The sequence below is a fragment of the Sphaerisporangium fuscum genome (assembly GCF_018531465.1).
Taxonomy (GTDB): domain Bacteria; phylum Actinomycetota; class Actinomycetes; order Streptosporangiales; family Streptosporangiaceae; genus Sphaerisporangium; species Sphaerisporangium fuscum.
This window is the reverse complement of the sequence record NZ_JAHDTF010000041.1, coordinates 28,450-53,548: the sequence shown is the minus strand read 5'-3', so window position 1 is coordinate 53,548 and position 25,099 is coordinate 28,450. Positions and strand designations below refer to the sequence as shown.

Below are 25,099 nucleotides of genomic sequence, written 5' to 3'. Positions count from 1 at the left end.
GCGGCGCCGAGGAGGTTCCCTCGGCGCGGCGGGCAGGGGGCCGTTACGGCATGCGGCGGAGGATGCGGGCCGCGGTTCTGGCGAGGACTTCCACCTGGTCCTCGGTGAGGTCGGCGTGGGCGTCGCCGGTGATCCAGCGGGCGGCCTTGCGGGGCGGGAAGAGGGTCAGGCCCTCGGCGGAGACCAGGCCGTTCTTGACGCGGCCGCCGTGGACGACCAGGAGTGGCGAGATCTCCACCGGGATGCCGGACTCCCGCGACAGCAGCTCGCCCATGGACGTCGCGGCCTCGACCAGGCCGGTCGCGATCTTCGTGCCCGCCTTCTCGCCGAAGAAGAGCTTGCCGCCGTACGCCGCGATGTGGGTGTCCGGGGCCCAGGCCTCGTTGTCGAGGATCCACACCCCGCCGGGACCGATGACGAGGTGGTCGATGGAGGTCTTCCCGGGCACGGCCCGGCCGTCGAGCACGCGGTAACCGTGCCTGCCCAGCCTGCGCCGCAGCAGCCGCCCGGTGCGCGTCGCGCCGCTGCGCTTGCCGCGCCACACCGCCGTGGCCTCGAACATGCGCCAGGACACGAACGCGTCGCCGCCCCAGACCGCGGCGCCGCCGGCGAGTCCGATGACGAACGGCATCGGCCAGGCGCGGTAGAACGCGAGGGCGGTGAAGATGAGGACTCCGGCGGCGGCCATGACGTGCCGCCTCCGACGCCGCTCGGGCCGGGTCTCACGCCAGCGCAGCTCGTACATCACCGACGGTGTGCCCCACTTGAACTTGTCGTCCTGCGGCACGTAGATGGAGCCATTGGGCACCGGAAACCCCCACGATTTCGGGCTCAGTCGACTACGTTGGTGGATACCCAATCGGGAGCCCCAACTCGTCAAAGGTTACGGAACTGACCCGCCCGCGCCACAGTCCGGGGGGTGGCTGAACGTGGAGAGCGCACGGGAGAAGACGGTCGCCACGACCCGCTGACCGACCAGTCGGTATGCTTGGCACATCGACATGCAGGGGAGGCGTGCGTGATGGCGCGCAACGGGGCCGGGCGGGCGTCCACCACCGACAGCACCGACACGACCGAGCCGGTGCGCCGGCGGCTGCTCGGCGAGGCCACGCGCCTGTTCGCCGAGAAGGGCTTCGAGAGCACCTCGGTGCAGGAGATCGTGGCGGCGGCGGGAGTCACCAAGGGGGCGATGTACCACTACTTCGACTCCAAGGACGACCTGCTGCGCGAGATCTACACGAGGGTGCTGCGCCTGCAGATGGAGCGGCTCGACAGGTTCGCGGACGCCCCGGGGCCGGTCGCCGAGCGGGTGCACGCCGCCGCCGCCGACGTGGTGGCGACCACGGTCGAGAACCTCGACGACTCCAAGATCTTCTTCCGGTCGATGCACCAGCTCGCGCCCGAGACCCAGAAGGCCGTACGCGCCGAGCGCCGCCGCTACCACGAGCGGTTCCGCGACCTGATCGTGGAGGGCCAGCGCACCCAGGTGTTCCGCGACGACGTGCAGGCCGACCTCGTGGTCGACTTCTTCTTCGGCTCGGTCCACCACCTGGGCACGTGGTACCGCACCGACGGCCCGCTCACCGGACCCGAGGTGGGCCGCCACTTCGCCGACCTGCTCCTCGCCTCGCTGCGTCCCCTGACGGCGACCTGACTCCGCCGCCGACGTCCTACTTACAGGTCGCGGTTTCCGGGGCGCAGAACTTCACCTCCGGGAAGCGAGCGGAGGGCTCGTCCAGCAGGGGCTGCGGCTTCTCGCGCAGGTGGAGGTCGAAGAAGGCCGCGACGTAGTCGCGGGTGATCTCCGAGGAGCGGGCCCCGGGCAGATCGGTGCCGATCTTGACGCCGAGCTGGCCGGCCAGCACCGAGATGTCGGTGAAGGATTCGTGCACCGCGCCGTCCACCAGGATCCAGCGCTTCCACCCCTTCAGGAGCTTCCAGTCGTTCTCCCAGCTGGCGACCTCCGGATTCCCCTTTCCCGGGGTGTAGTTCGCCGACTTGCCCAGGAACATGAACGGCCGCGCCAGCCCACTGTCGGGGATCAAGCCGTCCGTGGTGCCGTCGATGTCGACGCCGGCGCGCAGGCGTGAGTCCCGCACCATGGCCGGCTCGACGCTCGCGCCCCCCGCGGAGTGCCCCGCCATCCCGATCCGGGACGGGTCGATCAGCGAGGCGGCCTTCCACTTCGGGTGCCGCCCGGTGAGCTGGTCGAGCACGAAGGAGACGTCGGCCGCCCGGCCCTTCTCCAGCTTGACGAAGAACGACGGGTCATGGTCGCCCTCACAGACGACGCAGGTGGTGACCCGTCCGTCGGGGAAGGTGGTGGCGACGTTCTCGTAGGTGTGGTCGATCGCGGCCACCACGTAGCCTCTGCTCGCCAGGTCCTCGGCCAATGAAGTCAGCGTCTTGCGGGGCTTGGTGAAGCCGGGGGACAGCACCACCAGCGGCAGGCTGTGCTTGCGTCCTGCCGGTCGGGCGTCAGTGAAGGCGTTGGTCCGCACCTTGCTCAGCACCTGGGCGGCGCCTCCGGTGATCCCCGCGTCCTTCAGCAGGAGCTCCGACTCCTTCGGCGTCATGTACGGCGCGAGCCGCTTTCCTGGCGACCTTGCCGGATACCACAGGGAGACCATGAGCTCCCGCGCCTTCACCGAAGGCACCCACGGGTCGGGGCGGGAGGTGTCCTTCAGGTACAGCGACGTGGTGCCGACCGGGTGCGTTCCCGTCGGCTTGGGCAGGTACGGCGTACCGGCCGACGCGGCCGAGGTCCCGGCGGAGGCGGACGCCGCGGAGACAGGTACGGACACGAGGGAGGCGGACACCGCGAAGGCGAGCAGTACGCCGAGCTTCGTCACATGACGCATGAAGTCTTCGTCCTTGTCGTCGGGAAACGGCCGGCTCGGGCGCGGACGTCCGGGAGCGGCCTGATCGCGACAACGAAACTAGGGGCGAGCCAGGTCGGCGCACATCGGCCGTCGTACCGAAATCGGATACCTCCCGGGGACGACCCGCCGCCGTGTCATCCCTGCGATGTACTCCCTGAGGACACCCGCTCGGTCACCGAAGAGGACGCGGGACAGAACGCCCGAACGGGACAATGTGCCGGTGACCACCGACGAACGACGGCTTTGGCGGCAGTACGTGCTCGACGCGCTCCGCCCGGAACGGGGAATCACAAGGCCGTCTCGCAGAGCCCTCGTCGCCGACGTGCTGCTCGCGATCGTCCTGACCTTCCTCGCGGTCGTCGCGGCGACGAGCTTCCAGGACGACCACCCAGGTGCGCAACCCCAGCTGATCGACCCCTTGCGACTACGACCCTCCCCGCCGTTGTACATCGACCCGGAAGGCTACGGGCCGGGGATGTCCTCCCCGCCCACGAGCGACGCCCCCACGGCTTCCCCACCGGAGGTGCCCGACCCGCAGGACCTGCCGGATCCGCCGGACCTACCGGACATGCCAGACCCGCCGGACGCGCCGGACCCGCTCGATCCGCCGGACGAACCCGGCGCACAGGAAGCGCCCGACCCTGTCCCATACGCGGACCCCGACGTCGACGACCCGCCCCTGCTCCTGGTGGCCCTGACGGCCCTGCCGCTGGCCGCCCGGCGCAGGTACCCGCTCGCCGCCTTCTGGGTGGTGCTGGCCGCCGCGCTCGCCACCCACGAGGCCGCCACCTGGATCACCGTGCTGACCTGCGCCATCGCCGCCTACGGCACCGTCGCCCACAGCCGCCACCGGATGGTGGCGATGGGCGGCCTCGTGCTCGCGGCCGTACTGGCCGGCGCCACCTTCCGCGACGTCGCCCCCACGCTGCCGGCCTGGCTCGGCCCCTTCGTCGTGCTGCTGAGCGCGGGCGCCCTCGCGAGCTTCGTCCGCTTCTGGCAGCGGCGGCTGCGCGCCGGCCGGGACCGGATCGCCGAGCTGCGGCGGGCCCAGGAGGACGCCACGCGCAGGGCCGTGGAGGAGGAGCGCGCCCGGATCGCCGCCGAACTGCACGACGTCGTGACCCACAATGTGAGCGTGATGGTGATCCAGGCCGGCGCGGCGCGCAGCGTGATGGACGCCGCGCCGGAGGAGTCGAGACGGGCCCTGCTCGCCGTCGAGGCCAGCGGACGCGAGGCCCTGGCCGAGCTGCGTCACGTCATGGGGCTGCTCTCCGCCTCCGACGGCCCGCGTCCGGAGGGCCCGGACGACGGGCTCGAACCGCAACCCGGGCTCGACCGGCTCGACAGCCTCGCCGATCGGGTCCGCGCCGCCGGGACACCGGTGACCCTGGAGGTGTCGAGACCGCCGGATGCCCTGCCTCCCGGGGTCGAGCTGACCGCCTACCGCGTCGTCCAGGAGGCCCTGACGAACACGATCAAGCACGCGGCCGGCGCCGCGGCGTCCGTCACCGTCGGGTACGGCGGCGACTGGCTGGAGATCGAGGTCACCGACAGCGGCGGGGCGCGGTCGGCCCACTCCCGCAGCGGCCAGGGCCGGGGGCTGATCGGGCTGCGCGAGCGGCTGGCCGTCTACGGCGGAACCCTGGACGCCGGGCCGGTGAACGGCGGCTACCGGATCAGGGCCCGAATCCCGTGGAGAACCTCATGAACCCCCCACTGCGCGCCGTCATCGCCGACGACCAGGCACTCGTGCGCACCGGATTCCGGATGATCCTCGCCGCCAGCGGCATCGAGGTGGTCGCCGAGGCGGCCGACGGGGCCGACGCGGTCGCCGCCGTCCGCCGTACCGGTCCCGACGTCGTCCTCATGGACATCAGGATGCCGGGGATGGACGGCATCGAGGCCACCCGGCGCATCACGGCCGGCGGGGCGGACGACACGCGGGTGCTGATCCTGACCACCTACGACCTCGACCAGTACGTCTACGCGGCCCTCACCGCGGGCGCCAGCGGCTTCCTGCTCAAGGACGTCACCCCGGAGCAGCTGGTGGCCGCCGTACGGCTGGTGCGGACCGGCGACGCGCTGCTCGCCCCCACGATCACCCGCCGTCTGGTCGAGCGTTTCGCCCGCCGCGACGACGTGAAGGCCTCCTCGCACCGCGACCTGTCGGAGCTGACGCCGCGCGAGCTGGAGGTGCTGCGGCTGCTCGCCACCGGTCTCAGCAACGCCGAGCTCGCCGACCGGCTGACCCTCAGCCAGACGACCGTGAAGACCCACGTCGCGCGGATCCTGTCCAAACTCGGCCTGCGCGACCGCGTCCAGGCCGTCGTGCTCGCCTACGAGACCGGCCTGGTCTCCCCGGGCACGGCCGGCGCGTGACCGGGGAGACGGCCGTCAGGAGGCGATCGGCGGCGGGATGTCCGCGAGCCGGGCGAGCGTGTCGCGGTGGTCGCCGGGGGTGCCGAGGGCGATCTCGTCGGCCTTGGCGCGCTTGAGGTACAGATGCACGGGATGCTCCCAGGTCATCCCGATGCCGCCGTGCAGCTGCAGGGCCTCCTCCGCCGCGTGGACGGCGACGCCGCCGCACCAGGCCTGCGCGACCGCGACCGCCGTCGGGACGTCCGTCCCGGTCGCGAGCGCGTCGGCCGCGTTCCGCGCCGCGGCGCGGGCCTGCACGATCTCCATCCACAGGTCCGCGAGGCGGTGCTTGAGCGCCTGGAACGAGCCGACCGGCCGGGCGAACTGGTGGCGCTCCTTGACGTAGGCGATCGTCGTGGTGAGGCACCATTCGGCCACGCCGAGCTGCTCGGAGGCGAGCAGCCCCGCCCCGGCCTCCAGCGCGGCGCGCAGCGGCGCGAGGTCGGCGGAGACCCGCCGGGCGGGCGCGCCGGAGAAGGCGACGGTGGCGATCGGCCGGGTGAGGTCGAGCGACGCGGTCCCCTCCACGGTCGCGTGGGCGGCGTCCACCGCGTACAGCCCGCCCGAGGCCGGCACGATCAGCACGTCGGCGACGTCCGCGCCCGCGACGGCGTTCACCCTGCCGGTGACCATGTCACCCTCGGCCACCACTCCCCCGCCCGCGGCTCCCACGGCGGACGGCGGCGTCGCCCCACCGGGGTCGGCCCGCACAGAGTAGGGCGAGGTCGCCAGCGACACCGCGAGCGCCGCCGTCGTCTCACCGGAGGCGAGCGAGGCGAGGATCTCGCGCGCCGCGTCCGTACCGGCGCTCAGCAAGGCCTGCGTTGCGAGGACCGAGCTGGTCAGGAACGGTACGGGGGTGACGGCCCGCCCGAGCTCCTCCAGGACGACCGCCGCCTCGCGGGCGGAGGCGCCGGCGCCGCCGAGCTCCTCCGGGATCAGCAGCCCGGCGGCTCCGATGTCCCTGGCGAGCGCCTTCCACAGGTCCGCCTCGTACGGCGAGGGGCCTTCGACCCGGGCGAGCACCGTCGCGGGCGGGCACCGATCGGCCAGCAGGTCGCGGACGGCCGCCCGCAGCTCCTCCTCGACCTCAGAATAAAGGAGTGTCATCGGGGGAGGTCCTTCCAGGGGACGTTCTTGTCGACGCGGGGCTCGGCGGGCAGGCCGAGGACGCGCTCGGCGATGATGTTGCGCAGGATCTCCGAGGTGCCGCCCTCGATCGAGTTGCCCTTGGCGCGCAGGTAGCGGTAACCGGGCCCCCGGCCGAAGAAGTCGACGCTGTCCGAACGCCGGAACGTCCAGTCGTCGTACGCCAGCCCCTCCTCCCGGCGCATCTCGACCTCGAGCCCGGACAGCGCCTGGTTCAGGCGGGCGAAGGCGAGCTTCATCCCCGACCCCTCCGGCCCCGGCGTACCGGCGGCGAGCTGCTCGCGCAGCCGTACCCCCGCCAGGCGGGTGACCTCGGCCTCGACCCACAGGTGCAGCAGACGCTGGTGCAGCCCATGGGTGCGCAGCTCGGGCCGCCGCCGCCACTCCTCGGCGACGACGCTCATCACGCCCCCGCCGCGCCGTACGGGATTGCCGCCGATGGCGACGCGCTCGTTCATGAGCGTGGTCTGCGCGACCCGCCAGCCGTCGCCGACCTTCCCGAGCCGGAGCGAGTCGGGCAGGCGCACCCCGGTGAGGAACACCTCGTTGAACTCGGCCTCCCCGGTGATCTGCCGCAGCGGCCGGACGTCGACGCCGGGGGCGTGCATGTCGCAGACGAAGTAGGTCAGGCCGCGATGCTTGGGCACGTCCGGATCGGTGCGGGCGACGAGGATCGCCCAGCGGGCGTGATGGGCGCCGGACGTCCACACCTTCTGACCGTCGACGACCCATTCGTCGCCTTCGCGTACGGCCCGGGTGGCGAGCGTGGCGAGGTCGGACCCGGCGCCCGGCTCGCTGAAGAGCTGGCACCAGATCTCCTCGCCCGTCCACAGCGGCCGCAGGAAACGCTTCTTCTGCTCCTCGGTGCCGAAGGTGAGGATCGTGGGCGCGGCCATGCCGAGACCGATGGCGAGTTTGCCGAGGTCGGTCTGCGGGGTGCCGGCGAACTCCTGGTCGACCATGCCCTGCAGTTCGCGCGGCGCGCCGAGGCCGCCGAGCCCCTCGGGGAAGTGCACCCAGGCGAGGCCCGCGTCGAAGCGCGCGCGCAGGAAGTCGAGGGGGTCCATCACCGCCGGATCGTGCTCGGCGAGGAACGCGCGGGACCGCTCCTTGAGCGCCGCCTCATCCAGTGTCACGAGACGTTTCCCTTCCACAGGTCAGTCGGTGGGCATGTGCTTCTTGAGCTCGCGGTAGGCGAGTGACCGTTTGTGCACCTCGTCCGGCCCGTCGGCGAGCCGCAGGGTGCGGGCCGCCGCCCACAGCCCGGCGAGCGGGAAGTCCTGGCTGACCCCGCCGGCCCCGTGCACCTGGATGGCCTTGTCCAGGATCCACTCCACGGCCTTGGGGGTAGCGATCTTGATGGCCTGGATCTCGGTGTGCGCGCCGCGGTTGCCGACCGTGTCCATCAGCCAGGCGGTCTTCAGCACCAGGAGGCGCAGCTGCTCCACCCTGACCCGCGACTCGGCGATCCAGTCCTGGACGACGCCCTGCTGGGCCACCGGCTTGCCGAAGGTCGTGCGGGACAGGGCCCTGCGGCACATCAGCTCGATCGCCCGCTCGGCCATGCCGATCAGGCGCATGCAGTGGTGGATGCGGCCGGGGCCGAGCCGCGCCTGGGCGATGCCGAAGCCCCCGCCCTCCTCGCCGATCAGGTTCTCGGCCGGGACGCGGACGTCCTCCAGCAGCAGCTCGGCGTGACCGCCGTGGTCGGAGTCGCTGTAGCCGAAGACGTGCATGCCGCGCCTGACGGTCAGGCCCGGGGTGTCGCGCGGCACCAGCACCATGCTCTGCTGCCGGTGCGAGGGCCCGTCCTGGGCGGTCTTCCCCATCACGATGAAGATCGCGCAGCGCGGGTTCATGGCCCCGGAGGCGAACCACTTGCGCCCGTTGATGACGTACTCGTCGCCGTCCCGGACGATCGAGGTGGAGATGTTGGTCGCGTCGGAGGAGGCGACGTCCGGCTCGGTCATGGCGAACGCCGACCGGATCTCGCCGTCGAGCAGCGGCTCCAGCCAGGTCTTGCGCTGCCACTCGCTGCCGAACATGGACAGCAGCTCCATGTTGCCGGTGTCGGGCGCGGCGCAGTTGGTGGCGGTCGGCGCGATGCGCGGGCTGCGCCCCATGATCTCGGCCAGCGGCGCGTACTGCAGGTTGGTCAGCCCGGCGCCGTGCTCCCCGGGCAGGAAGAGGTTCCACAGGCCGCGCTTGCGCGCCTCCTGCTTGAGGTCCTCCATCATGGGCGGCATGCCCCACCCGCTCTCGGCGGCCTGCCGTTCGAAGGCCTCCTCGGCGGGGTACACGCACTCGTCCATGAACGCGAGCAGCCGCCCGCGCAGTTCCTCGGTGGTGGCGTCGAACGCGAAATCCATCAGCCCTCCTGTGACTGCAATGCGTTCAGGCCGTGGGCCACGAGCGGCGCGACGTGGTCGCCGACCTCGTCGAAGCCTTCTCCGACGGTCAGCCCCCGGGTGTGGCGGAAGTAGATGCCCTCGGCGATCACCGCGAGCTTGAAGCAGGCCATGGCGACGTACCAGCCCAGGCGGGACATGTCGAGGCCGGTGCCCCGGGCGTACCTCTCGGCGAGCTCGCCGGACGGCGTGTGGCCGGTCTGCGCGCCGCCGGTGTCGAGGCCGTCGAAGTCACCGTAGAGCAGGAACAGTGCCAGGTCGGTGAGCGGGTCGCCGAGGGTGGACATCTCCCAGTCGAGCACGGCCCGCACCTCGCCGTCGGCGATCAGCGTGTTGCCCAGCTTGAAGTCGCCGTGCACGATGGTGTGCCGCTGCGTGGCGGGGACGGCCGCCGCGAGCCGGGCGAACAGCGCGTCGATGTGCGGCAGCTCACGGCTGCGGGAGGCCTCGAGCTGCCGCTTCCAGCGCTTCACCTGGCGCTCCAGGAAGCCCTCGGGCCGGCCGAAATCGGCGAGCCCGACCGCTGCGGGGTCGATCCCGTGGAGCGTGGCGAGGATGTCGATGAGCTTCGCCTCGATGGCCGGCGTCGCCGGCGGCACGCCACCCTCGACGTACTCCATCACGTAGAACGGCGCCCCGACGACCTCGGCGTCCTCGCACAGGTGGTAGGTGCGGGGGACGGGCACGCCGGTGTCCCGCAGCGCGGTCATCACGCGGTACTCCCGGCCCATGTCGTGGGCCGTCGCGAGCACGTGCCCGAGCGGCGGCCTGCGGACGACGAAGCGTCGCTCGCCGTCGCGTACGAGGTAGGTCAGGTTCGACTTGCCGCCGTGGATGACCTCGGCCGCGAGCGGCCCCCCGGCGAGGTCGTACTCGGCGAGGTGGTCTCTCAGGTGGTCGAGGTCGAGGCCCGGTGGGCTCGTCTCGATGTTCGCGGGCATCGCGCTCCCTAGTCGTCCCGGTCACTGGAGCGTACCGACCGGCCGGTATGCCTGTCGACCGCCGACCGCCGCCACGGGAAGTGGTTCCTGTGAACGGCTGGAAAGTGGCTCTGTCGGGAAGCCGCCCTTCACTGTGACACTTCCACCATGACCGCCAAGATGCCCGACCCCGTCATCCTCGAAGGCCGCACCGTACGGCTGGTGCCGCTCGCCCTCGACCACGTCCCCGACCTGTTCGAGGCGGGCGGGAACGACGACGAGGTGTGGCGGTGGCTGCCCGTCGCCACGCCCCGGAGCGAGGAGGAGCTGCGGCGGGTGGCCGCCTCGCTCATCGAGAACCCCCGGAACGTCCCGTTCGCGGTCGTCCAGCGGGAGACGGGGCGCGCTGTGGGGTGGACCAGCTACTGGGACGTCCCCGACTTCGACGACAGCCTGGAGATCGGCTGGACGTGGTACGGCCGGGCGTACTGGCGGACCGCCGTCAACACCGAGTGCAAGCTGCTCCTGCTGACCCACGCCTTCGACAAGCTCGGCCACAACCGGGTTCTGCTCAAGACCGACTGCCTCAACACGCGCTCGCAGAACGCGATCCGCCGCATCGGCGGAGTGTACGAGGGCACGCTGCGGCGCCACCGCCGCCGTCCGGACGGGACCTGGCGGGACACGGTGTACTTCGGCATCCTCGACGACGAGTGGCCCTCCTGCAGGCTCCGCCTGGAGCAGCTGCTCAACCGCTGACCCCACCGGCCGCCCCCTCGACACCAAGCGCCCAGGGCGATACCCACCCCGGCCACCCTCGCGGCTCACCCCAGCCCGCCCCTCCCCCCGTTCACCGTCGTCATTTCCCCGGCGCCGTATCGGCGAGAAGTGGGTACGGCGGATCCGGCGCCGCCGTACGGCGGCACGCCGGCTAAGGGCTGCCGCTCAGCATGCCGTTGACCACCTCGTGCATGGAGCTGCGCAGTTCGTCCAGCGTCGGAGTGGTGCCCGCGCCCACCAGGGCGTCGAAGATCACGCCTTCGGCGAAGGCCACCAGTTGCCCGCCGTGCCGCACCGGATCGGCCGAACCGGCGGAGGCCAGCACCGCGATGGCGGCCTCACGGAAGCGGCGGCCGATTTCGTCGTAGACCTTCCGCAGCTCCGGCCGGCGCGTGGCCTCCAGCGCCAGCTCGTACCGGGCCAAAGACGTGCGGCGCCCCTCCGTGAGCTGGAAGTGCAGGAAACCGGCCGTCAGCTCGGCCAACCGCCCGGCCTCCAGATTGTCACCGGCCGAGAAGGCGGGGAAGGCGGCCTCCTCCAGCATGGTGAGCCGCGCCAGGGTGAGATCGAGCAGCGCCGCCCGTGTGCGCGCGACGTTCGACGTGGACCCTGGTGGCAGCCCCGCCGCCTCGTCGACCGCGCGGTGTGTCAGGCCGCGCATGCCCCGTTCGACCAGCAGCGTTATGGCCGTCTCCGCGACCAGTTCCTCCCTCCGCATGGGACCAGACTACCGGTGTAGTACCGTAACTACATCTGTAGTGAGGGAGGACTTCATGTCTCATGCGGTAGTGATCGGCGGCGGGATCGGCGGACTGACGGCCGCCATCGCCCTCGGTCAGAAGGGCTGGTCGGTTACCCTGTGCGAGCGGGCGCGATCACTGGAACCCATCGGCTCCGGGCTCGCCATCGCCCCCAACGCGCTCCGGGCGCTGCAGACGATCGGCGTGGGCGACGAGGTGCGCAAGCTCGCCGCGCTCGAAGGCGGCACCGGGCTGCGCGCGCCGGACGGCCGGTGGTTCATGCACACCGACGCCGCCACCGCACAGGCCCGCTTCGGCGAGCCCATCGTCGTCCTCCTGCGCCCCGCGCTGGTGGAACTGCTCGCCGCCCGGCTCGCCCCGGACACGCTGCGCCTCGGCACCACCGTCCACGCCGTCGACCCCGGTACCGGGCGGGTCTCCACCGACGACGGCGACCTCGACGCCGACCTGATCGTGGCCGCCGACGGCATCCACTCGGCCGTACGGCGCGCCCTGTTCCCCGCCCATCCCGCACCGGTGCACTCCGGCGTCACCAGCTGGCGGGTGGTCGTCCCCCGTCCCGAAATGGACCTGCGGGGCAGCGAGACGTGGGGTGCCGGGACGGTCTTCGGGATCATGCCGCTCGCCGGCGACCTGGTCTACTGCTACGCCACCGCCACCCTGGACCGGAGCGGGCCGAAGGGCGGCGACCAGCGCGACGAGTTGCTCCGGCTGTTCGGGGACTGGCACGACCCCATCCCCCGGCTGCTCGCCGCGGCCCGGCCGGACGGCATCCTGAGGCACGACGTCTTCTCGTCGGCCCGTCCCCTGCCCGCCTTCCACCAGGGGCGGGTGGCCCTGCTCGGCGACGCGGCGCACGCGATGACGCCCAACATGGGCCAGGGAGCCTGCCAGGCGATCGAGGACGCCGTGGTCCTCGCGCACGTGATGGAGGGTGGAGGTACGGCGGGCCGGCTCGCGGCCTACACCGATGCCAGACTGCCCCGGACGACGAAGATCGTGGAGAGTTCCTGGAACATCTGCCGCGTGACCAGGTGGACCAACCCCCTCGCCGTCTGGGCGAGGGAGACGCTCATGTCGCTCGCCGGTCGCCTCCCGGAGGAGCTCATGCTGCGCCGGCTCGACGACGTCCTCAGCTGGCGCCCGCCCGCGTCGTGACCGGGACGGGGACCTCCGGGTGCGGGGGTGTGACGGCCTTGGTGCTGTCGGGGGCGAGGCGGCCGAGGGTGATCGTCCCGGCGATCAGCACGGCCGCGGAGATCACGGCGGGGATGGCGTTGCCCGCGCCGCTCGGCAGCGGCTCACCGAGCAGGATGGCGCCCGCGAGCACCGAGGTGATCGGGTCCACCACCTGCACCCCGGCGTACGCGATGCCGAAGTAGCCCACCGCGTACGACTTCTGCAGCAGCACGATGGCGCAGACCAGCAGCACCGGGATGGCGGCGGTGAACCAGTGGAGCAGGCGCGAGAAGTCGCCCCCGAGGCCTCCCCCGACGACCCGCACGAACGTCGACACCGACGCCGTCACCGAACCCGCCCCGATGGACAGCAGCAGCGCCTTGGTGGGGCCCTTGGCGCGGCGCGCGGCCAGCTCGCACACACCGACCACCGCGGCCACGACCGCGAGGAAGCCCAGCGCCGCCGGGGTCGACAGCACGGGACGGGTGTCGGTCTGCGGTATCAGCAGCATGAGCCCCAGCAGTCCCGCGGCCACCCCGATGGAGCCGAGCACCTCCGCCTTGTGGGGACGCCTGCCGTGCAGCACCGCCGCCAGCGGAACGGCGAAGACCAGCGTCGTCACGCTGACCGGCTGGATCAGCACCAGCGGCGCGAAACTCAGCGCGACCGCGTGCAGGGACGCGCCGGCGAACCCGATGACACCCCCGATCCACCACCTCGGCCGCTTGACCAGCTTCAGGCTGGCGCCGCCGCGGACGGCCTCGTGCTGCTGCAGGGCCGCGCCTCCGGCGTACCCGAGCGCGCCGACCAGCGCGATCGACACACCAAGCCAGATCATGGGCGACCACCGGCCGCAAGCAGGAGGGCAGGGGACGGCAGATGTGGGGTCATCAGTCGGAACACCCCGTCAGCTTAGGGACAAACCTACGTCGCCGGTTCGCCAATCCCCGGCATTGCGCACGGCGGGAGGGGCCCGCGCTCCGGGACGTCGACGGAGAGAGACGGCGTGATTTCGCTGCGGAAACGCGTTCGCCACGGGGTTCCGGCACGGTGTCCTCGGAGGTCCGGCCTGGGTTCGTCGGTCCTGGCGGTCCCGTGTGCTCCGGCATGGTGTCCTCCCCTGCCCGAAAACGGGCCCCCCAATCCGGATATGCCGTACATGTGGCAGGGCCGGGTGCCCTCGCACCCGGCCCTGGCCGCCGTCGTCACGACCGTTCGGGGCACACGCAGAACAGGTGGCCCTCGGGGTCGGCCATGACGGTCCAGTGCCCGCCGGGCTGGAAGTCGGGCTTGGTGGCGCCCAGCTCGATGTACTCCTGGACGGCCTTGTCCACGTCCGGGACCCGGAAGTCCAGGTGGAACTGCTTGTCCGGACCGGGCCAGGCGGCCGCCTTCCGTTCCGGGACCTGCTGGAAGTAGATGTTGGTCGTCTCGTTCCCGACGGCGGCATAGGCGTCCTCGGCATACGTCACGTCCCAGCCTGTGATCTTGGAATAGAACTCGGCGAGCTTCTTGGGCTCGGCACAGTCAATGGTGATCGCGATGAGTTCGGCGTGCGTCGTCATGTGTCCATCGTCGACGGCATACCTGTCAACCGCTGTCATGTATGCCGGCCGTTTTCGACCGCTCAGTCGCGCCGCGCCCCTTCCGGCCAGATGACCCGCACCTTCATCCCCCGCCCCTGCGCCGCGGCCACGACGTCGGCCGTGCCCCCGTAGCCGCGCGCCGGCTCGCCGTCCCAGACCGCGTACAGCTCGTCGGCCAGGTCGAGCATGAGCAGGCTGCCCGCCATGTACGACTCGTTCGTCGACTCGACGTGCCGCAGCCGGTGCACCTTCCGCGCGGCGCTCATGAGCGTGTCGTACTCGTCCCGCGCGGCCGGCGGAAGGCCCTCGCGGTACGTCTCGGAGCAGACGACCGCCTCCAGCGTGCCGCCGAGATCCACCACGGCCCGGGCGAAGATCTGGTCGGCGCCGTCGGCCAGGCAGGAGATGCCCCTCACCTCGGCGGGAACCTCGTGCTCGGCGAGGATCTCCCTGATGGCCGCCTCGACCAGCACGGCCGTACCGGAGGGCAACCCGCGATGACCTGAGACGGCGATGCGCACCGGCGGGCTCCTGACGGTCGTGAGAGGGACGCGGGCCTCAGCTGCGCGACCCCCACCACAGCATGTGTTCACGCGAGATGGCCTCCTCGGACTCGTCGACGAAGTGCGCCCACTCCGACTCGGTTCGGGGCCATTCGACCCGCGACACGATGTCGCCGAGTTCGAGGGCCGCTATCGAGTACGAGGTGGCCAGTTGCTGGTGTTGCCGGGTCTGGAGCCAGGCGATGCCGGCGGCGGCGACGGCGCCCAGGATGCCCGGAAGGTCGATGTTGATCAGCTGGACGGCGTTGAGGACGGCGGCGATCAGGCCGCAGGCCTCCATCGCCGCCAGCGCCACCGACCACTGCGAGGCACGGCGGTCGTGGTACCTGGCCTTGATGCTGTACCAGGTGCGCTGGTCGTTGATGCGGCCGGTCATGTAGTGCCTCTGGCGCTCCTCCAGCGACAGCGCCCGGATGTCGCGCATCATCGCGGTGACCTGCGATTCCTCTTCCGCCGGAGGAATCGGGGCGAACCCCTTGATCCCACCGGTGATCTCGGAGAACCTGCGGTGCAACAGGAGGTCGACCCGCGCGTCGTCGCCGACGTCCCTGCCGAACGGCTCCCCTCCCACCAGATAGCGCCACGCCAGGGTCTTCGCCGACTCCGCCGCCGCCCTCGCCTCGTACCACTGCCGGTCGGGCCGCGCGGTGAGGAGGTACACCTCGGTGACGAGCGCCGTGGCGAGGGCCGCCCCCGCGACCAGCGCCGCCGCGTCCACCTGCCCGGCGTCGATGCTGAACGACCCGAACACGGCGGCCATCACCAGCGAGGCGAGCCGCAGGCTGGTGGCGGCGAGCAACCGCCGCTGCCCCACGACGGCCCCCCGGTCCGCGGCCTGATAGAGCGCAGGGAACCCTGCCTCCGGATTACTGGCCATTTATTCACTGGAGCCGTTTATTTGATCGATGTCAAGTGTGGCCGCAGGTGGCGACCGGCAGAAGTGTTATACGGTTGCGATGCCGATAAATGATCGTTTAATGGCGAAACTTAGGTATGACGCATCGCTCGCCTCCCTGTCAACGCTCGCCACATTTAACAGACAATCCGACAAGTCCGAAATGCCAGGCAGGGACGCTACCCAAGGCCAGACGCCTAGCATGTCGGTCGCATTCGCCATCCACAACCAGAAGGCCCTCGACCGGAACAAGGAACTCTCTCCCCGCTCATTGAGCACACCCGTCGCAAGGGTGATCAATCATCTTAAAACCGGATTTACGGACATCTCGCGCTGAGGTTCATGTTTGCAATCACGGACCAGATCATCAGGCGGCCCCCAGGAGTAAACGAGCAGGTCAAGCCCGGAGGCCTACCTCCAGGCCGATCCCCTTCGACATTGCCCCATCCGGACACAGCCTACTATCAATCGGCCATTACGGAGCAATCCGTTTAAAGTCCGCAAGTCACTTCATTACGGATAAGCAGCTCAACAGGCGGACATACGTGACATACTCGTCAACCCTGATAGGGGTGCGACCGGTATCCGGCTACCCTTAACACACGAAAAGATGGTTGAATTCGCCCGTATTCGAAGGTGAAGCGGGACCGGCCGAGTGACCGACCAGGGCGTATCGATGCTTTCCATTGCCACAGGCGAGTCTGTGAACGATGTCTTAGCAGAGTGCGTGAAGGATCCTGCACGGAACGTTACACTTCAGATACCTCTCGTAACGCATGCTGTTCGTAATCGATACTTCCGGACTGTAGGTGGCACCATGAAGAACGACATCGCCGAGGACTCGAAGTCCGGAGCCGCGACCGATCTCGCGGATGTGCGGGAGATTTCACTGGCGAGCCTCGGCTCCCTCGCCGGAGCCGGCCTGCTCGACCGGGTTCAGGTCTCGACCACCGGGGTGAGCGTCGCCGCTTTCAACTCCTCCATCTGAGCCGCCCCCGTGAGCCTCCCCGTCCCTTTTCGGCAATTCGTACTGAAGGTCGCTAGCCGCTGTGATTTGGCCTGTGACCACTGTTATGTGTACGAACATGCCGATCAGAGCTGGCGGGGCCGGCCCAAGGTCATGTCCGACCACACGGCGACCCGCTCGGCGGCCAGAATCGCCGAGCACGCGAGACGGCACGGCCTGTCGAGTGTCGACGTGGTACTGCACGGCGGCGAGCCGCTGCTGGCGGGTCGTGAACGGCTGGGCCGCATCGCCCGCGAGCTGGCCCGCGCGCTCGACGGCGTCTGTGACCTCGAGCTCAAGATCCACACCAACGGCGTCCTGCTGGACGAGGCGTTCTGCGACCTTTTCACCGAACACGACATCAAGATCGGTATCTCGCTCGACGGCGACCGTGCCGCCAACGACCGCCATCGCCTGTACGCCAACGGTCGCAGCAGCTACGACAAGGTGATCGACGCGATCGATCTGGTCAGGAAGCGGTGCCCGCAGCTGTATTCCGGCCTGCTGTGCACCATCGACGTCGACAACGACCCCGTCGCCGTCTACGAGGCGCTGGCGGCACTCGAGCCTCCCCGGGTCGACTTCCTGCTCCCGCATGCCACCTGGGACGATCCCCCGCCCGGAGCCCCCGGCGCGTACGGCGAGTGGCTCGTGCAGATCTTCGACCGCTGGCTGGCCGACGGCCGGCCGATGACCGTGCGGCTGTTCGAGTCGGCGCTGCGCACCCTCGGCGACAGGCCGAGCCTCACCGAGTCGCTCGGGCTGGAGCCCAGCGATCTGGTCGTGATCGAGACCGACGGCTCCTACGAGCAGGCCGACTCGCTGAAGACGGCCTATGACGGCGCCCCCTCGACCGGATACACCGTCGAGAGCCACCCGCTCGACGTCGTGGCGTCCCACCCGGGCATCGCCGGCCGCCAGAGCGGCCTCGACGGCCTCGCCGCCGAATGCAGGTCATGCCCTGTGGTCTCCTCCTGCGGCGGCGGCCTGTACGCCCACCGCCACCGCACCGGCTCCGGCTTCGACAATCCCAGCGTCTACTGCCGCGATCTGCTACGGCTGATCACCCATATCCAGGAAGCGGTGCGTTCCGTGGACACCAGCACGCATTCCCTGACCACCGCCGAGTTCGACGCGCTCGCCGCGGGGTACGGCGCCGCCGACGCCGTCGCGCGCCTGGAGGAGGCCCAGCAGAGCCTGCGTCGCGCGGTCGTCGCCGGTGTGGGACACGCCTCGACGGCGGTGGAGGCCTGGCGTCTGCTGACCCAGGTCGACCGCGACGCGCGTCCCGTGCTGGGCTCGGTGCTGGCACACCCCTATGTCCGCGTGTGGGCCGTGCAGTGTCTCACCGGCCGCGCCGACGACGGGCACCTGCCCGCGATCGCGGCCGTGGCCGCCGTGCGCGCCGGTGTTCAGGCTTCGCTCCGCGTGCCGGTGCGCGACGGCGGCCTGCACCTGCCGTCCCTCGGCCGGTTGGAGGTGGGCAAGTCCGCGGAGGCGACCGTCGAGACCGCCGAGGGGCGCCTCACCGTCCACACCGACGACGGCACCTGGACGGTCGCGCTCGACGCGCCCGCGGGCACCGCCGGGTGGTCTCCGGTGCGCCGGCTCGAGGCCGACGGCTGGAGCGTCGCGCTCGACGACGTCGACCTCTACCGCGACTGCCACCAGTGGCCGGCCGCCGAGCGGCTCGACGACGAGGAGCTGCGACGCTGGCAGGCCATGTTCGCCGAGGCGTGGGAGCTCATCCGCCGCGACCACCCGGCGTACGCTCCCGGCCTCGCCGCCGGACTCAGCGTGATCATGCCGCTCGTGCCTCCCACCGACGGTTCGGAGGTCAGCTCGACGGCCCGCGACGCCTTCGGCGCCGTCGCCGCCGCGCTTCCCGAGTCCGCGGTGTCCCTGGCGCTGCTGCTGATCCACGAGTTCCAGCACGTCAAGCTCGGGGCGGTCATGGACATCCACGACCTGTACGACCCCGGGCACGACGCGCTCTACTACGCTCCCTGGCGCCCGGACCCCCGTCCCCTCGAGGGGCTGTTGCAGGGCACCTATGCCCATCTCGCCGTCACCGACTTCTGGCGGGTGCGCCGCCTGGCCGACGAGGGGGAGGCGGCGCACCGTGCCGCCGTGCAGTTCGCGCGCTGGCGCACCCAGACGGCCGAGGCGGTCGAGACGCTGACGGGCTCGCGCGCGCTCACCGAGGCCGGGGAGCGATTCGTCGCCGTCATGCGCCGCACCGTCCGTCCGTGGCTCGACGAGCCCGTCACCGCTGCCGCCCTGCGGGAGGCCGACCAGGCCGCCGCCCGTCACCGCGGTGAGTGGGACAAGCAGCGCGCACAGGGGTCGGACCGGTCGTAACAGGACGGGCCCCCGTTCACGTCCAGCCGATTCATGGATTCGGTGCGGCACATAATTCACACGCAGGGATTTCCCCGCTTTTCATTGCTTGCCGACATTGTCCAGGCCTAGTCTGCGATTCTATAGTCAAGATTCTCGCAGGACTCGGGCTGGAGGTGCGTCTGCGAGTGTCAGATGATACACATGCCGGCCCCTACTTCTTTCTGAGCTACGCCCACACTCCCCGGCACGACGCGAACGACCCGTATGATCCGGACCAATGGGTCGAAAGGCTCTTCACGGATCTATGCCGTCATGTCATGGTCCTCAGCGGGCTGAACCATGGCGACAGAGCCGGCTTCATGGACCGTGAGCTGCACTCGGGCAGCTACTGGCCCGACCGGCTGGCCGAGGGGCTCGCGACCTGCCGGGTCTTCGTGCCGCTCTACTCCAGGCGTTACTTCGAAAGCGAGCAGTGCGGCAAGGAGTGGACCGCCTTTTCGCAGCGCATTCTCTACCATCGCGCACGCGGCTCCGAGCGGGTCGAGACAATCATCCCCGCCATTTGGGTGCCGGTTCCGGTGGAAGAGCTCCCCGAGGTGGCGCGTTCCATTCAGTTCAACCACGCCGGCCTGGGGCCTCGGTACGCCGAACACGGATTTTACGGAATCATGAAACTCCGGCAGTTCCGTAACGCATATGAGACGGCCGTCTACCACCTCGCGCGACGCATCGTCGAGGTCGGCCAGTCCGCGCGGCTGACCCCCGTAGACCCGCCTGACTACGATTCACTCGAAAGCGCTTTCGGAGCGTACGACGCCGGGCGCCCCAACGGCCACCGGCTGAGGGTCACCGTCGTCGCGCCCGACATCGACAACCTTCCGGAGGGCCGCGGCCCCTATCACTACGGACGCACCGCCCACGAGTGGAACCCCTACCGGCCGACCCTCAACCGGCCGCTCGCCGACCACACCGCGGACATGGTGCGCCACCTCGGCTTCCGGCCCGACATCGGCACGCTCGATGAGCACTCCGAATACCTCCTCGGCGACGATCCGCCCACCAGCCCCGGGCTGCTTCTCGTCGACGCCTGGGCCACCACCTCCGACAAGTTCCAGGAGCCGCTGCGCCGCCTCGACGAGCTCGGCAAGCCCTGGATCAGCGTCATGGTGCCCTGGAACAAGGACGACACCCAGACCGCCGAGGCCGAGCCCAGGCTGCGGCACCGCCTGGAGGCGGCCCTCCACAACAAGCTCTCCGAGGGACACCCGGTGCAGAGGTCGGCCGCCAACGGCATCCCCAGCTACGAGCAGTTCAACAAGGCGGTTCCGGAGATGGCCCGGTCGGCGGTGACCCAGTACCTCCGGCACGCTCCGGCGCATCCTCCCGAGGGGCGCGCCTCTATCGAACGCCCGCGGCTGCAAGGTCCCCTGTCCCCGTCCGATGGCAACGACACGGAGGCTCAGCCATGAGTGATGCCCCCGAGGGCCACATCATCACGTTCTACTCCTACAAGGGGGGCACCGGACGCACGATGGCCCTCGCCAACACGGCGTGGATCCTCGCCAGCAACGGCAAGAAGGTGCTCGTCCTCGACTGGGACCTGGAGTCCCCGGGCCTGCACAAGTTCTTCCACCCGTTTCTGGACGGCAACACCATCGGCGCGACGGCCGGCGTGATCGACATGATCAACGAGTACTCCCTGGCGACGCTCCGGTCCGAGCCGCGCCCCGGCGACTGGCATCTCGACTACGCCAAGGTGCAGCGCAACGCCGTGTCGATCGACTGGAACGACTTCCCCGGCGAGGGGACGCTCGACTTCATCTCCGCCGGCCGCCAGAACCGCGACTACGCCTCCCTGGTCGCGGCCTTCGACTGGGACAACTTCTACACCCGGCTCGGCGGCGGCCAGTTCTTCGACGCGCTCCGCGCCGACATGAAGCGTCACTACGACTACATCCTTCTCGACAGCCGTACCGGTCTGAGCGACATCGCCGACATCTGCACCGTCCACTTCCCCGACACGGTCGTGGTCTGCTTCACGTTGAGCGACCAGAGCATCGAGGGCGCCTCGGCGGTCGCCCAGCACATCAACACCCGCTACCGCAGCCAGAACATCCGCATCCTGCCGGTCCCGATGCGCATCGACGACGGCGAGAAGGAGAAGCTCGACGCCGGGCGCGACCTCGCCAAGCGCCGGTTCGAGAACTTCCCGCAGGGGATGACCGCCGACCAGCTACGCCACTACTGGGGCGCGGTGGAGATCCCGTACAAGCCCTTCTACGCCTTCGAGGAGACCCTGTCGGCGTTCGGCGACGCCCCGGGTTCCCCGACGTCACTGCTCGCGGCGTTCGAACGCCTGGTCAGCATGATCACGCAGGGTGAGATCGTCTCGATGCCGCCGCTGCCCGAAGAGCTCCGGCTGCGCGTCCGCGAGGAGTTCGTCCGCAGGCCGGCCGCCGTCCCCGCCGACCTCCTGCTGAGCTACGTCCCCGAAGACCGCATGTGGGCCGACTGGATGGCCTCGGTGCTCGCACGGGCCGGTTTCCGTGTCGTCCAGCACAACGAGGGCGTGCCCGGCACGCCACCGGAGAAGCCCGCGGGCAAGGGGCAGGTGTTCAGTCACGTCATCGCCGTGGCCTCCGCCGCCTACCTGCGCTCGGCGCAGATGCAGTCCCTGTGGAAGCCCGGTGGGGCGGCCGACTTCAAGGGCGGCCACGCCAAGCTGGTGTCGGTGCGCGTCGCCGACGTACGCCTGGCCCCGCCACTGGGCGAGCGGGCGACCGTGGACCTCACCCGCCTGAACGAGCATCAGGCGACCGAGGCGCTGCTGAGGGTGCTCGGGCGGCCTCCGCGCCTCGCCGAGGACACGGCCTCGGCACCCGCCGGGCCCCGATTCCCGGGCATCCGTCCCCCGGTGTGGAACGTCCCGAACCGCAACGCCGCCTTCACCGGGCGCAACGCCGTGCTGGAGCGGCTCCGCGACCAGATCGTGGGCAGCAGCAAGACCGTCGTCCTCCCCCAGGCGCTGTACGGCCTGGGCGGAGTGGGCAAGACCCAGGTGGCGCTGGAGTACGCCCACCGGTTCATGGCCGACTACGACGTGGTCTGGTGGGTCGCCGCCGAGCACCTGGAGCTGATCAACCCTGAGCTGGCCGAGCTCGCCGAACAGCTCGGCGTGCGGGTCAGCGAGAACGTCACCGAGGCCGCCAAGGCCGCGCGGGAGGCATTGCGGCTGGGCCGGCCGTACTCCCGCTGGTTGCTGATCTTCGACAACGCCGACGACCCCCGCGAGCTGGAGTCCTATCTGCCGAGCGGCTCCGGGCACATCCTGATCACCTCGCGCAACCCCGCCTGGTCCCGCGTCGCCGACCCTCTGGAGGTCGACGTCTTCACCAGGGAGGAGAGCATCGAGCACCTGCGTCGCCGCGTACCCGGCCTCGCCCGCGACGACGCCGACAAGGTGGCCTCCGCGCTGGGCGACCTGCCGCTGGCGATCGAGCAGGCGGGCGCGTGGCTGGAGCAGACCGGCATGCCGCCCGAGCAGTACGTCCGGCTGCTGGACGAGCAGCTGACCGAGATGCTGAAGCTCGCCGAGCAGTTGGGCGAGCAGCCCACCGACTACCCCACCCCCGTGGCGGCGACCTGGAACCTCTCCTTCGAGCGGCTCCGCGAGCGTTCGCCTGCGTCGGTGAGGCTGCTCGAGCTGCTCGCCTTCTTCGGGCCCGAGCCGGTCTCGCTCGACATGCTCTACAGCGACGTCATGGTCACCTGCCTGCTGCCCTACGACCCCAGGATGCGCGAGAAGCTCATGCTCGGCCCGGTGATCAGGCAGCTCGGCCGCTACGCCCTGGCCCGGGTCGACCAGGCCGACAATTCCATCCAGGTGCACCGGCTCATCCAGGCCGTCGTCCGCGACCGGATGAACGCCCAGCAGAAGGAGAGCACCCTCCACGACGTCCATCGCATCCTGGTGGCCGCCCGCCCCCAGGTGGGCGACACCGATGACCCGGTCAACTGGCCCCGGTACAACGAGATCTGGCCGCACCTCGGCCCGTCGGCCGCGGCCGACTGCGACGAGGAGGAGACGCGCCGGCTGCTCATCGACCGCGTGAGGTACCTGTGGAAGCGCGGCGAGTTCGAACGAAGCCTCGCGCTGGCGAACACGCTGGAGGAGAAGTGGAATGACAAGCTCGGCAAGGACGACCCGCAGACCGTCCACCTCCGCTTCCACCTCGCCAACACCCTGCGCTCGATGGGCAGGTACGCCGAGGCTCACATCGTGGACACCGAGGTGCTGACGCACCAGACCCGCGAGCTCGGCGACACCCACCCCTACACCCTCTCCACGGCCGGAGGCCTGGCGGCGGACCTGCGGGCCCTCGGGAACTACCAGGAGTCACTGCGGATCGACAGCCAGACCTACGAGCGGGTCAAGGAGCTGTTCGGCGAGGACCATCCGCGTACGCTCGTGGCGGCGCACAATCTGGGCGTCAGCCTGCGGCTGGCCGGGCACTTCTCACGGGCCAGAGACCTCGACCAGGAGACGGTGGACCGCCGGCGCCAGGTGATCGGCGAGATGCACCCCTACACCCTGTACACCGCCGCCAACCTCGCCCGTGACCTGCGTGAGCTGGGCCAGCTCGCGGAATCGGTGGAGATGACGCGGGTCAACCTGGAGCACTACATCCAGGTGCTCGGCGATGACCTGCTCGACACGTTGCGCACGGCCACGAGCCTCGCCATCTCCCTGCGCCGCACCGGGGCGGAGCTGGAGGCGCGTCAACTGGTGGAGGAGACGCACAGCCGCTACATCCAGCGCTACGGCAACGGCCACCCGGAGACCCTTCTGTGCCGCCTGGAGTACGCCGCGTGCCTGTCCACGACGGGAGAGATCACGGCGGCGCTCGACCAGGCTGCCGACGTGATGCGCCACTTCCGGGACAGCCTCGGACCCGACCACCCCTACACGCTGGCCGCGGCGAACAACATGGCGGCCTATCAGCGCGAACTCGGCCGGCTCGCCGAGGCGAAGGAACTCGCCGAAGCCACCGCGCGCAGCCTCGGCTCGAGGGTCGGCGAGAACCATCCCCTGGCGCTGGCCGCCGCGATCAACCTGGCCGGTTGCCTGGCGGAGCTCGGGGAGCTGGACGCCGCCGAGTCGCTGGAGCGTCACACCGCGGCCGACCTGCGGGAGATCCTCGGCGCCGACCATCCCGACACGCTGGTGTGCGAGGCCGACCTCGCCATGACGCTGAACGCCCTGGGCCGTACGGTGGAGGCACGCCAGTTGCGCGAGCGGGTGCTGCACGCCATGCGCAACGTCCTGGGCGACGACCACCCGCACATCGCCGACCTCGCGGCGTGGCGCCGGATCACCCGAGACCTGGAGCCGCAGCTCTGGTGATCAGGCGGCCTGCTCGCCGCCGACCAGCCAGGGCAGCACGTCCGGGAGCACCGCCAGGGCACCGAAGTGGGCCGCGTCCGGCTCCACCTTCATGGTGGCGGTCGGGATGCGGGTGGCGAGCCAGCGGGAGTGGCCGATCGGGGAGAATCTGTCCTTTTCGCCGTGCCAGAGCAGGGTGGGGACGGTGATCCTCTCCAACTCGAAACCCCAAGGCGAGCAGAACGCGATCGCGTCGTCGATCCACCCGTCCTCGGAGTGCCGCAGCGCCTCGGCGTAGTTCTCCAGGAGCATGGCCCGCACGCCGGGGTTGGCCACCATCCGCCGGTCGTCCTCCGGCAGTTCCGCGTACAACCCGGCGATCAGGCTGGCCGGGTCGGTGCGGATCTCGCGGGCGGCAGGGGCGAGCCAGTCGGCGAACCGGCTGCGCCCGGCCAGCGCGACGGTGTACTCCTTCACGTTCGACGGCGTCATGCCCCCGAACCAGTCGAGGCCCTCCGCCGCCCGCGGGGCGAGCCCGACCAGGACCGCCACCCGGGTGACCCTCCCGGGCAGCAGGGCCGCGCACGCCAGGGCGTGCGGACCGCCTCCCGAGCGGCCGACCACGGAGAACCGGTCGAGCCCCAGCGCATCCGCTATCGCCTCCACGTCGGCCGCGGCGGCCGCCACCGTACGGCCGACCAGGCGGTCCGAGCGGCCGTACCCGGGACGGTCGAAGGTGATCAGCCGCACGCCGAGCCGGTAGAGGACCGACCCTCTCGGGCACGGGCCGATCCTGCTTCCCGGTGTGCCGTGCAGGAGGAACACC

The 25,099-nt window shown here is 70.5% G+C and carries 21 protein-coding genes; 9 read left to right on the top strand and 12 right to left on the bottom strand.

The window, feature by feature from the left end:
• Nucleotides 1–43: 43 nt before the first annotated feature.
• Entirely contained in the window at nt 44–808 is a 765-nt protein-coding gene (locus tag KIK05_RS40125) for a nuclease-related domain-containing protein (protein WP_214416129.1), read from the bottom strand.
• Nucleotides 809–1,021: 213 nt separating this feature from the next.
• On the opposite strand from KIK05_RS40125, the gene KIK05_RS40120 reads away from it, so the two are divergent.
• On the top strand, nt 1,022–1,654 hold the full coding sequence (locus tag KIK05_RS40120; RefSeq protein WP_214416128.1) for a TetR/AcrR family transcriptional regulator: 633 nt from the start codon (nt 1,022–1,024) through the stop codon (nt 1,652–1,654).
• Between the two features lie 16 nt (nt 1,655–1,670).
• On the opposite strand, the gene KIK05_RS40115 is transcribed toward KIK05_RS40120, so the two are convergent.
• Nucleotides 1,671–2,861, bottom strand: a complete 1,191-nt coding sequence (locus KIK05_RS40115; RefSeq protein WP_214416127.1) for an alpha/beta hydrolase family protein — start codon at nt 2,859–2,861, stop codon at nt 1,671–1,673.
• A 241-nt stretch (nt 2,862–3,102) separates the two neighbouring features.
• Between KIK05_RS40115 and KIK05_RS49220 the strand changes: the two genes are divergently transcribed.
• Together KIK05_RS49220 and KIK05_RS40105 are read left to right on the top strand one after the other, a co-directional pair.
• Nucleotides 3,103–4,590, top strand: a complete 1,488-nt coding sequence (locus KIK05_RS49220; protein ID WP_308250320.1) for a sensor histidine kinase — start codon at nt 3,103–3,105, stop codon at nt 4,588–4,590.
• Complete coding sequence (locus KIK05_RS40105) at nt 4,587–5,261, top strand: response regulator (RefSeq protein ID WP_214416126.1); 675 nt, start codon at nt 4,587–4,589, stop codon at nt 5,259–5,261. The genes KIK05_RS49220 and KIK05_RS40105 overlap by 4 nt, the downstream gene beginning before the upstream one ends.
• 15 nt (nt 5,262–5,276) lie before the next feature.
• Here KIK05_RS40105 and KIK05_RS40100 read toward each other — a convergent pair whose 3' ends face one another.
• The 4 genes from KIK05_RS40100 to KIK05_RS40085 are packed head-to-tail and all read right to left on the bottom strand — an operon-like array spanning nt 5,277 to nt 9,798.
• Nucleotides 5,277–6,410 (bottom strand): acyl-CoA dehydrogenase family protein, encoded by a 1,134-nt coding sequence (locus KIK05_RS40100; RefSeq protein ID WP_214416125.1) that lies wholly within the window; start codon nt 6,408–6,410, stop codon nt 5,277–5,279.
• Entirely contained in the window at nt 6,407–7,579 is a 1,173-nt protein-coding gene (locus KIK05_RS40095; protein WP_250564240.1) for an acyl-CoA dehydrogenase family protein, read from the bottom strand. Before KIK05_RS40095 ends, KIK05_RS40100 begins: the two co-directional genes overlap by 4 nt.
• A 27-nt stretch (nt 7,580–7,606) precedes the next feature.
• Nucleotides 7,607–8,818, bottom strand: coding sequence for an acyl-CoA dehydrogenase family protein (locus KIK05_RS40090; protein ID WP_214416123.1), 1,212 nt, complete (start codon nt 8,816–8,818; stop codon nt 7,607–7,609).
• The gene (locus KIK05_RS40085) at nt 8,818–9,798 is read right to left on the bottom strand and encodes a phosphotransferase family protein (protein WP_214416122.1); all 981 of its coding nucleotides are present in this window, start codon (nt 9,796–9,798) and stop codon (nt 8,818–8,820) included. The genes KIK05_RS40090 and KIK05_RS40085 overlap by 1 nt, the downstream gene beginning before the upstream one ends.
• Before the next feature lie 147 nt (nt 9,799–9,945).
• Here KIK05_RS40085 and KIK05_RS40080 point away from each other — a divergent pair, with 147 nt between their 5' ends.
• A complete protein-coding gene (locus KIK05_RS40080; protein WP_214416121.1) occupies nt 9,946–10,536 on the top strand; it encodes a GNAT family N-acetyltransferase in 591 nt (196 codons plus the stop codon).
• A 172-nt stretch (nt 10,537–10,708) separates the two neighbouring features.
• Here KIK05_RS40080 and KIK05_RS40075 read toward each other — a convergent pair whose 3' ends face one another.
• Entirely contained in the window at nt 10,709–11,275 is a 567-nt protein-coding gene (locus tag KIK05_RS40075; protein ID WP_214416120.1) for a TetR/AcrR family transcriptional regulator, read from the bottom strand.
• A 55-nt stretch (nt 11,276–11,330) separates the two neighbouring features.
• On the opposite strand from KIK05_RS40075, the gene KIK05_RS40070 reads away from it, so the two are divergent.
• Nucleotides 11,331–12,476 (top strand): FAD-dependent monooxygenase, encoded by a 1,146-nt coding sequence (locus tag KIK05_RS40070; protein WP_214416119.1) that lies wholly within the window; start codon nt 11,331–11,333, stop codon nt 12,474–12,476.
• Here KIK05_RS40070 and KIK05_RS40065 read toward each other — a convergent pair.
• From KIK05_RS40065 to KIK05_RS40050, 4 genes are all read right to left on the bottom strand, one after another.
• Nucleotides 12,451–13,335, bottom strand: a complete 885-nt coding sequence (locus KIK05_RS40065) for a DMT family transporter (protein WP_214416118.1) — start codon at nt 13,333–13,335, stop codon at nt 12,451–12,453. The two genes, KIK05_RS40070 and KIK05_RS40065, sit on opposite strands and share 26 nt — an antisense overlap.
• Nucleotides 13,336–13,702: 367 nt before the next feature.
• On the bottom strand, nt 13,703–14,062 hold the full coding sequence (locus KIK05_RS40060) for a VOC family protein (protein ID WP_214416117.1): 360 nt from the start codon (nt 14,060–14,062) through the stop codon (nt 13,703–13,705).
• A gap of 62 nt (nt 14,063–14,124) precedes the next feature.
• Nucleotides 14,125–14,604 (bottom strand): hypothetical protein, encoded by a 480-nt coding sequence (locus tag KIK05_RS40055; RefSeq protein WP_214416116.1) that lies wholly within the window; start codon nt 14,602–14,604, stop codon nt 14,125–14,127.
• Nucleotides 14,605–14,641: 37 nt separating this feature from the next.
• Entirely contained in the window at nt 14,642–15,523 is an 882-nt protein-coding gene (locus tag KIK05_RS40050; RefSeq protein ID WP_214416115.1) for a DUF4231 domain-containing protein, read from the bottom strand.
• A gap of 835 nt (nt 15,524–16,358) precedes the next feature.
• Between KIK05_RS40050 and KIK05_RS40045 the strand changes: the two genes are divergently transcribed.
• Genes KIK05_RS40045 through fxsT form a run of 4 tightly spaced genes read left to right on the top strand, consistent with a single transcriptional unit; the run spans nt 16,359 to nt 24,294 of the window.
• A complete protein-coding gene (locus tag KIK05_RS40045; RefSeq protein WP_214416114.1) occupies nt 16,359–16,529 on the top strand; it encodes a hypothetical protein in 171 nt (56 codons plus the stop codon).
• A gap of 9 nt (nt 16,530–16,538) precedes the next feature.
• Nucleotides 16,539–18,908 (top strand): FxsB family cyclophane-forming radical SAM/SPASM peptide maturase, encoded by a 2,370-nt coding sequence (locus KIK05_RS49215; RefSeq protein WP_214416113.1) that lies wholly within the window; start codon nt 16,539–16,541, stop codon nt 18,906–18,908.
• Entirely contained in the window at nt 18,869–20,359 is a 1,491-nt protein-coding gene (locus KIK05_RS40035; protein ID WP_308250318.1) for a TIR-like protein FxsC, read from the top strand. Before KIK05_RS49215 ends, KIK05_RS40035 begins: the two co-directional genes overlap by 40 nt.
• The gene (fxsT, locus tag KIK05_RS40030; protein WP_214416111.1) at nt 20,356–24,294 is read left to right on the top strand and encodes an FxSxx-COOH system tetratricopeptide repeat protein; all 3,939 of its coding nucleotides are present in this window, start codon (nt 20,356–20,358) and stop codon (nt 24,292–24,294) included. The genes KIK05_RS40035 and fxsT overlap by 4 nt, the downstream gene beginning before the upstream one ends.
• Here fxsT and KIK05_RS40025 read toward each other — a convergent pair whose 3' ends face one another.
• On the bottom strand, nt 24,295–25,098 hold the full coding sequence (locus KIK05_RS40025) for an alpha/beta fold hydrolase (protein ID WP_214416110.1): 804 nt from the start codon (nt 25,096–25,098) through the stop codon (nt 24,295–24,297).
• Between the last annotated feature and the right edge of the window lies 1 nt (nt 25,099).

Bases quoted from the DNA above. Each gene is read 5' to 3' on its own strand.
- KIK05_RS40050 (WP_214416115.1), bottom strand. From the start codon at position 15,523: ATGGCCAGTAATCCGGAGGCAGGGTTCCCTGCGCTCTATCAGGCCGCG.
- KIK05_RS40045 (WP_214416114.1), top strand. From the start codon at position 16,359: ATGAAGAACGACATCGCCGAGGACTCGAAGTCCGGAGCCGCGACCGAT.
- KIK05_RS40105 (WP_214416126.1), top strand. From the start codon at position 4,587: ATGAACCCCCCACTGCGCGCCGTCATCGCCGACGACCAGGCACTCGTG.
- KIK05_RS40085 (WP_214416122.1), bottom strand. From the start codon at position 9,798: ATGCCCGCGAACATCGAGACGAGCCCACCGGGCCTCGACCTCGACCAC.
- KIK05_RS40090 (WP_214416123.1), bottom strand. From the start codon at position 8,818: ATGGATTTCGCGTTCGACGCCACCACCGAGGAACTGCGCGGGCGGCTG.
- KIK05_RS40100 (WP_214416125.1), bottom strand. From the start codon at position 6,410: ATGACACTCCTTTATTCTGAGGTCGAGGAGGAGCTGCGGGCGGCCGTC.
- KIK05_RS40075 (WP_214416120.1), bottom strand. From the start codon at position 11,275: ATGCGGAGGGAGGAACTGGTCGCGGAGACGGCCATAACGCTGCTGGTC.
- KIK05_RS40120 (WP_214416128.1), top strand. From the start codon at position 1,022: ATGGCGCGCAACGGGGCCGGGCGGGCGTCCACCACCGACAGCACCGAC.
- KIK05_RS40065 (WP_214416118.1), bottom strand. From the start codon at position 13,335: ATGATCTGGCTTGGTGTGTCGATCGCGCTGGTCGGCGCGCTCGGGTAC.
- fxsT (WP_214416111.1), top strand. From the start codon at position 20,356: ATGAGTGATGCCCCCGAGGGCCACATCATCACGTTCTACTCCTACAAG.
- KIK05_RS40115 (WP_214416127.1), bottom strand. From the start codon at position 2,861: ATGCGTCATGTGACGAAGCTCGGCGTACTGCTCGCCTTCGCGGTGTCC.
- KIK05_RS40060 (WP_214416117.1), bottom strand. From the start codon at position 14,062: ATGACGACGCACGCCGAACTCATCGCGATCACCATTGACTGTGCCGAG.
- KIK05_RS40080 (WP_214416121.1), top strand. From the start codon at position 9,946: ATGACCGCCAAGATGCCCGACCCCGTCATCCTCGAAGGCCGCACCGTA.
- KIK05_RS40070 (WP_214416119.1), top strand. From the start codon at position 11,331: ATGTCTCATGCGGTAGTGATCGGCGGCGGGATCGGCGGACTGACGGCC.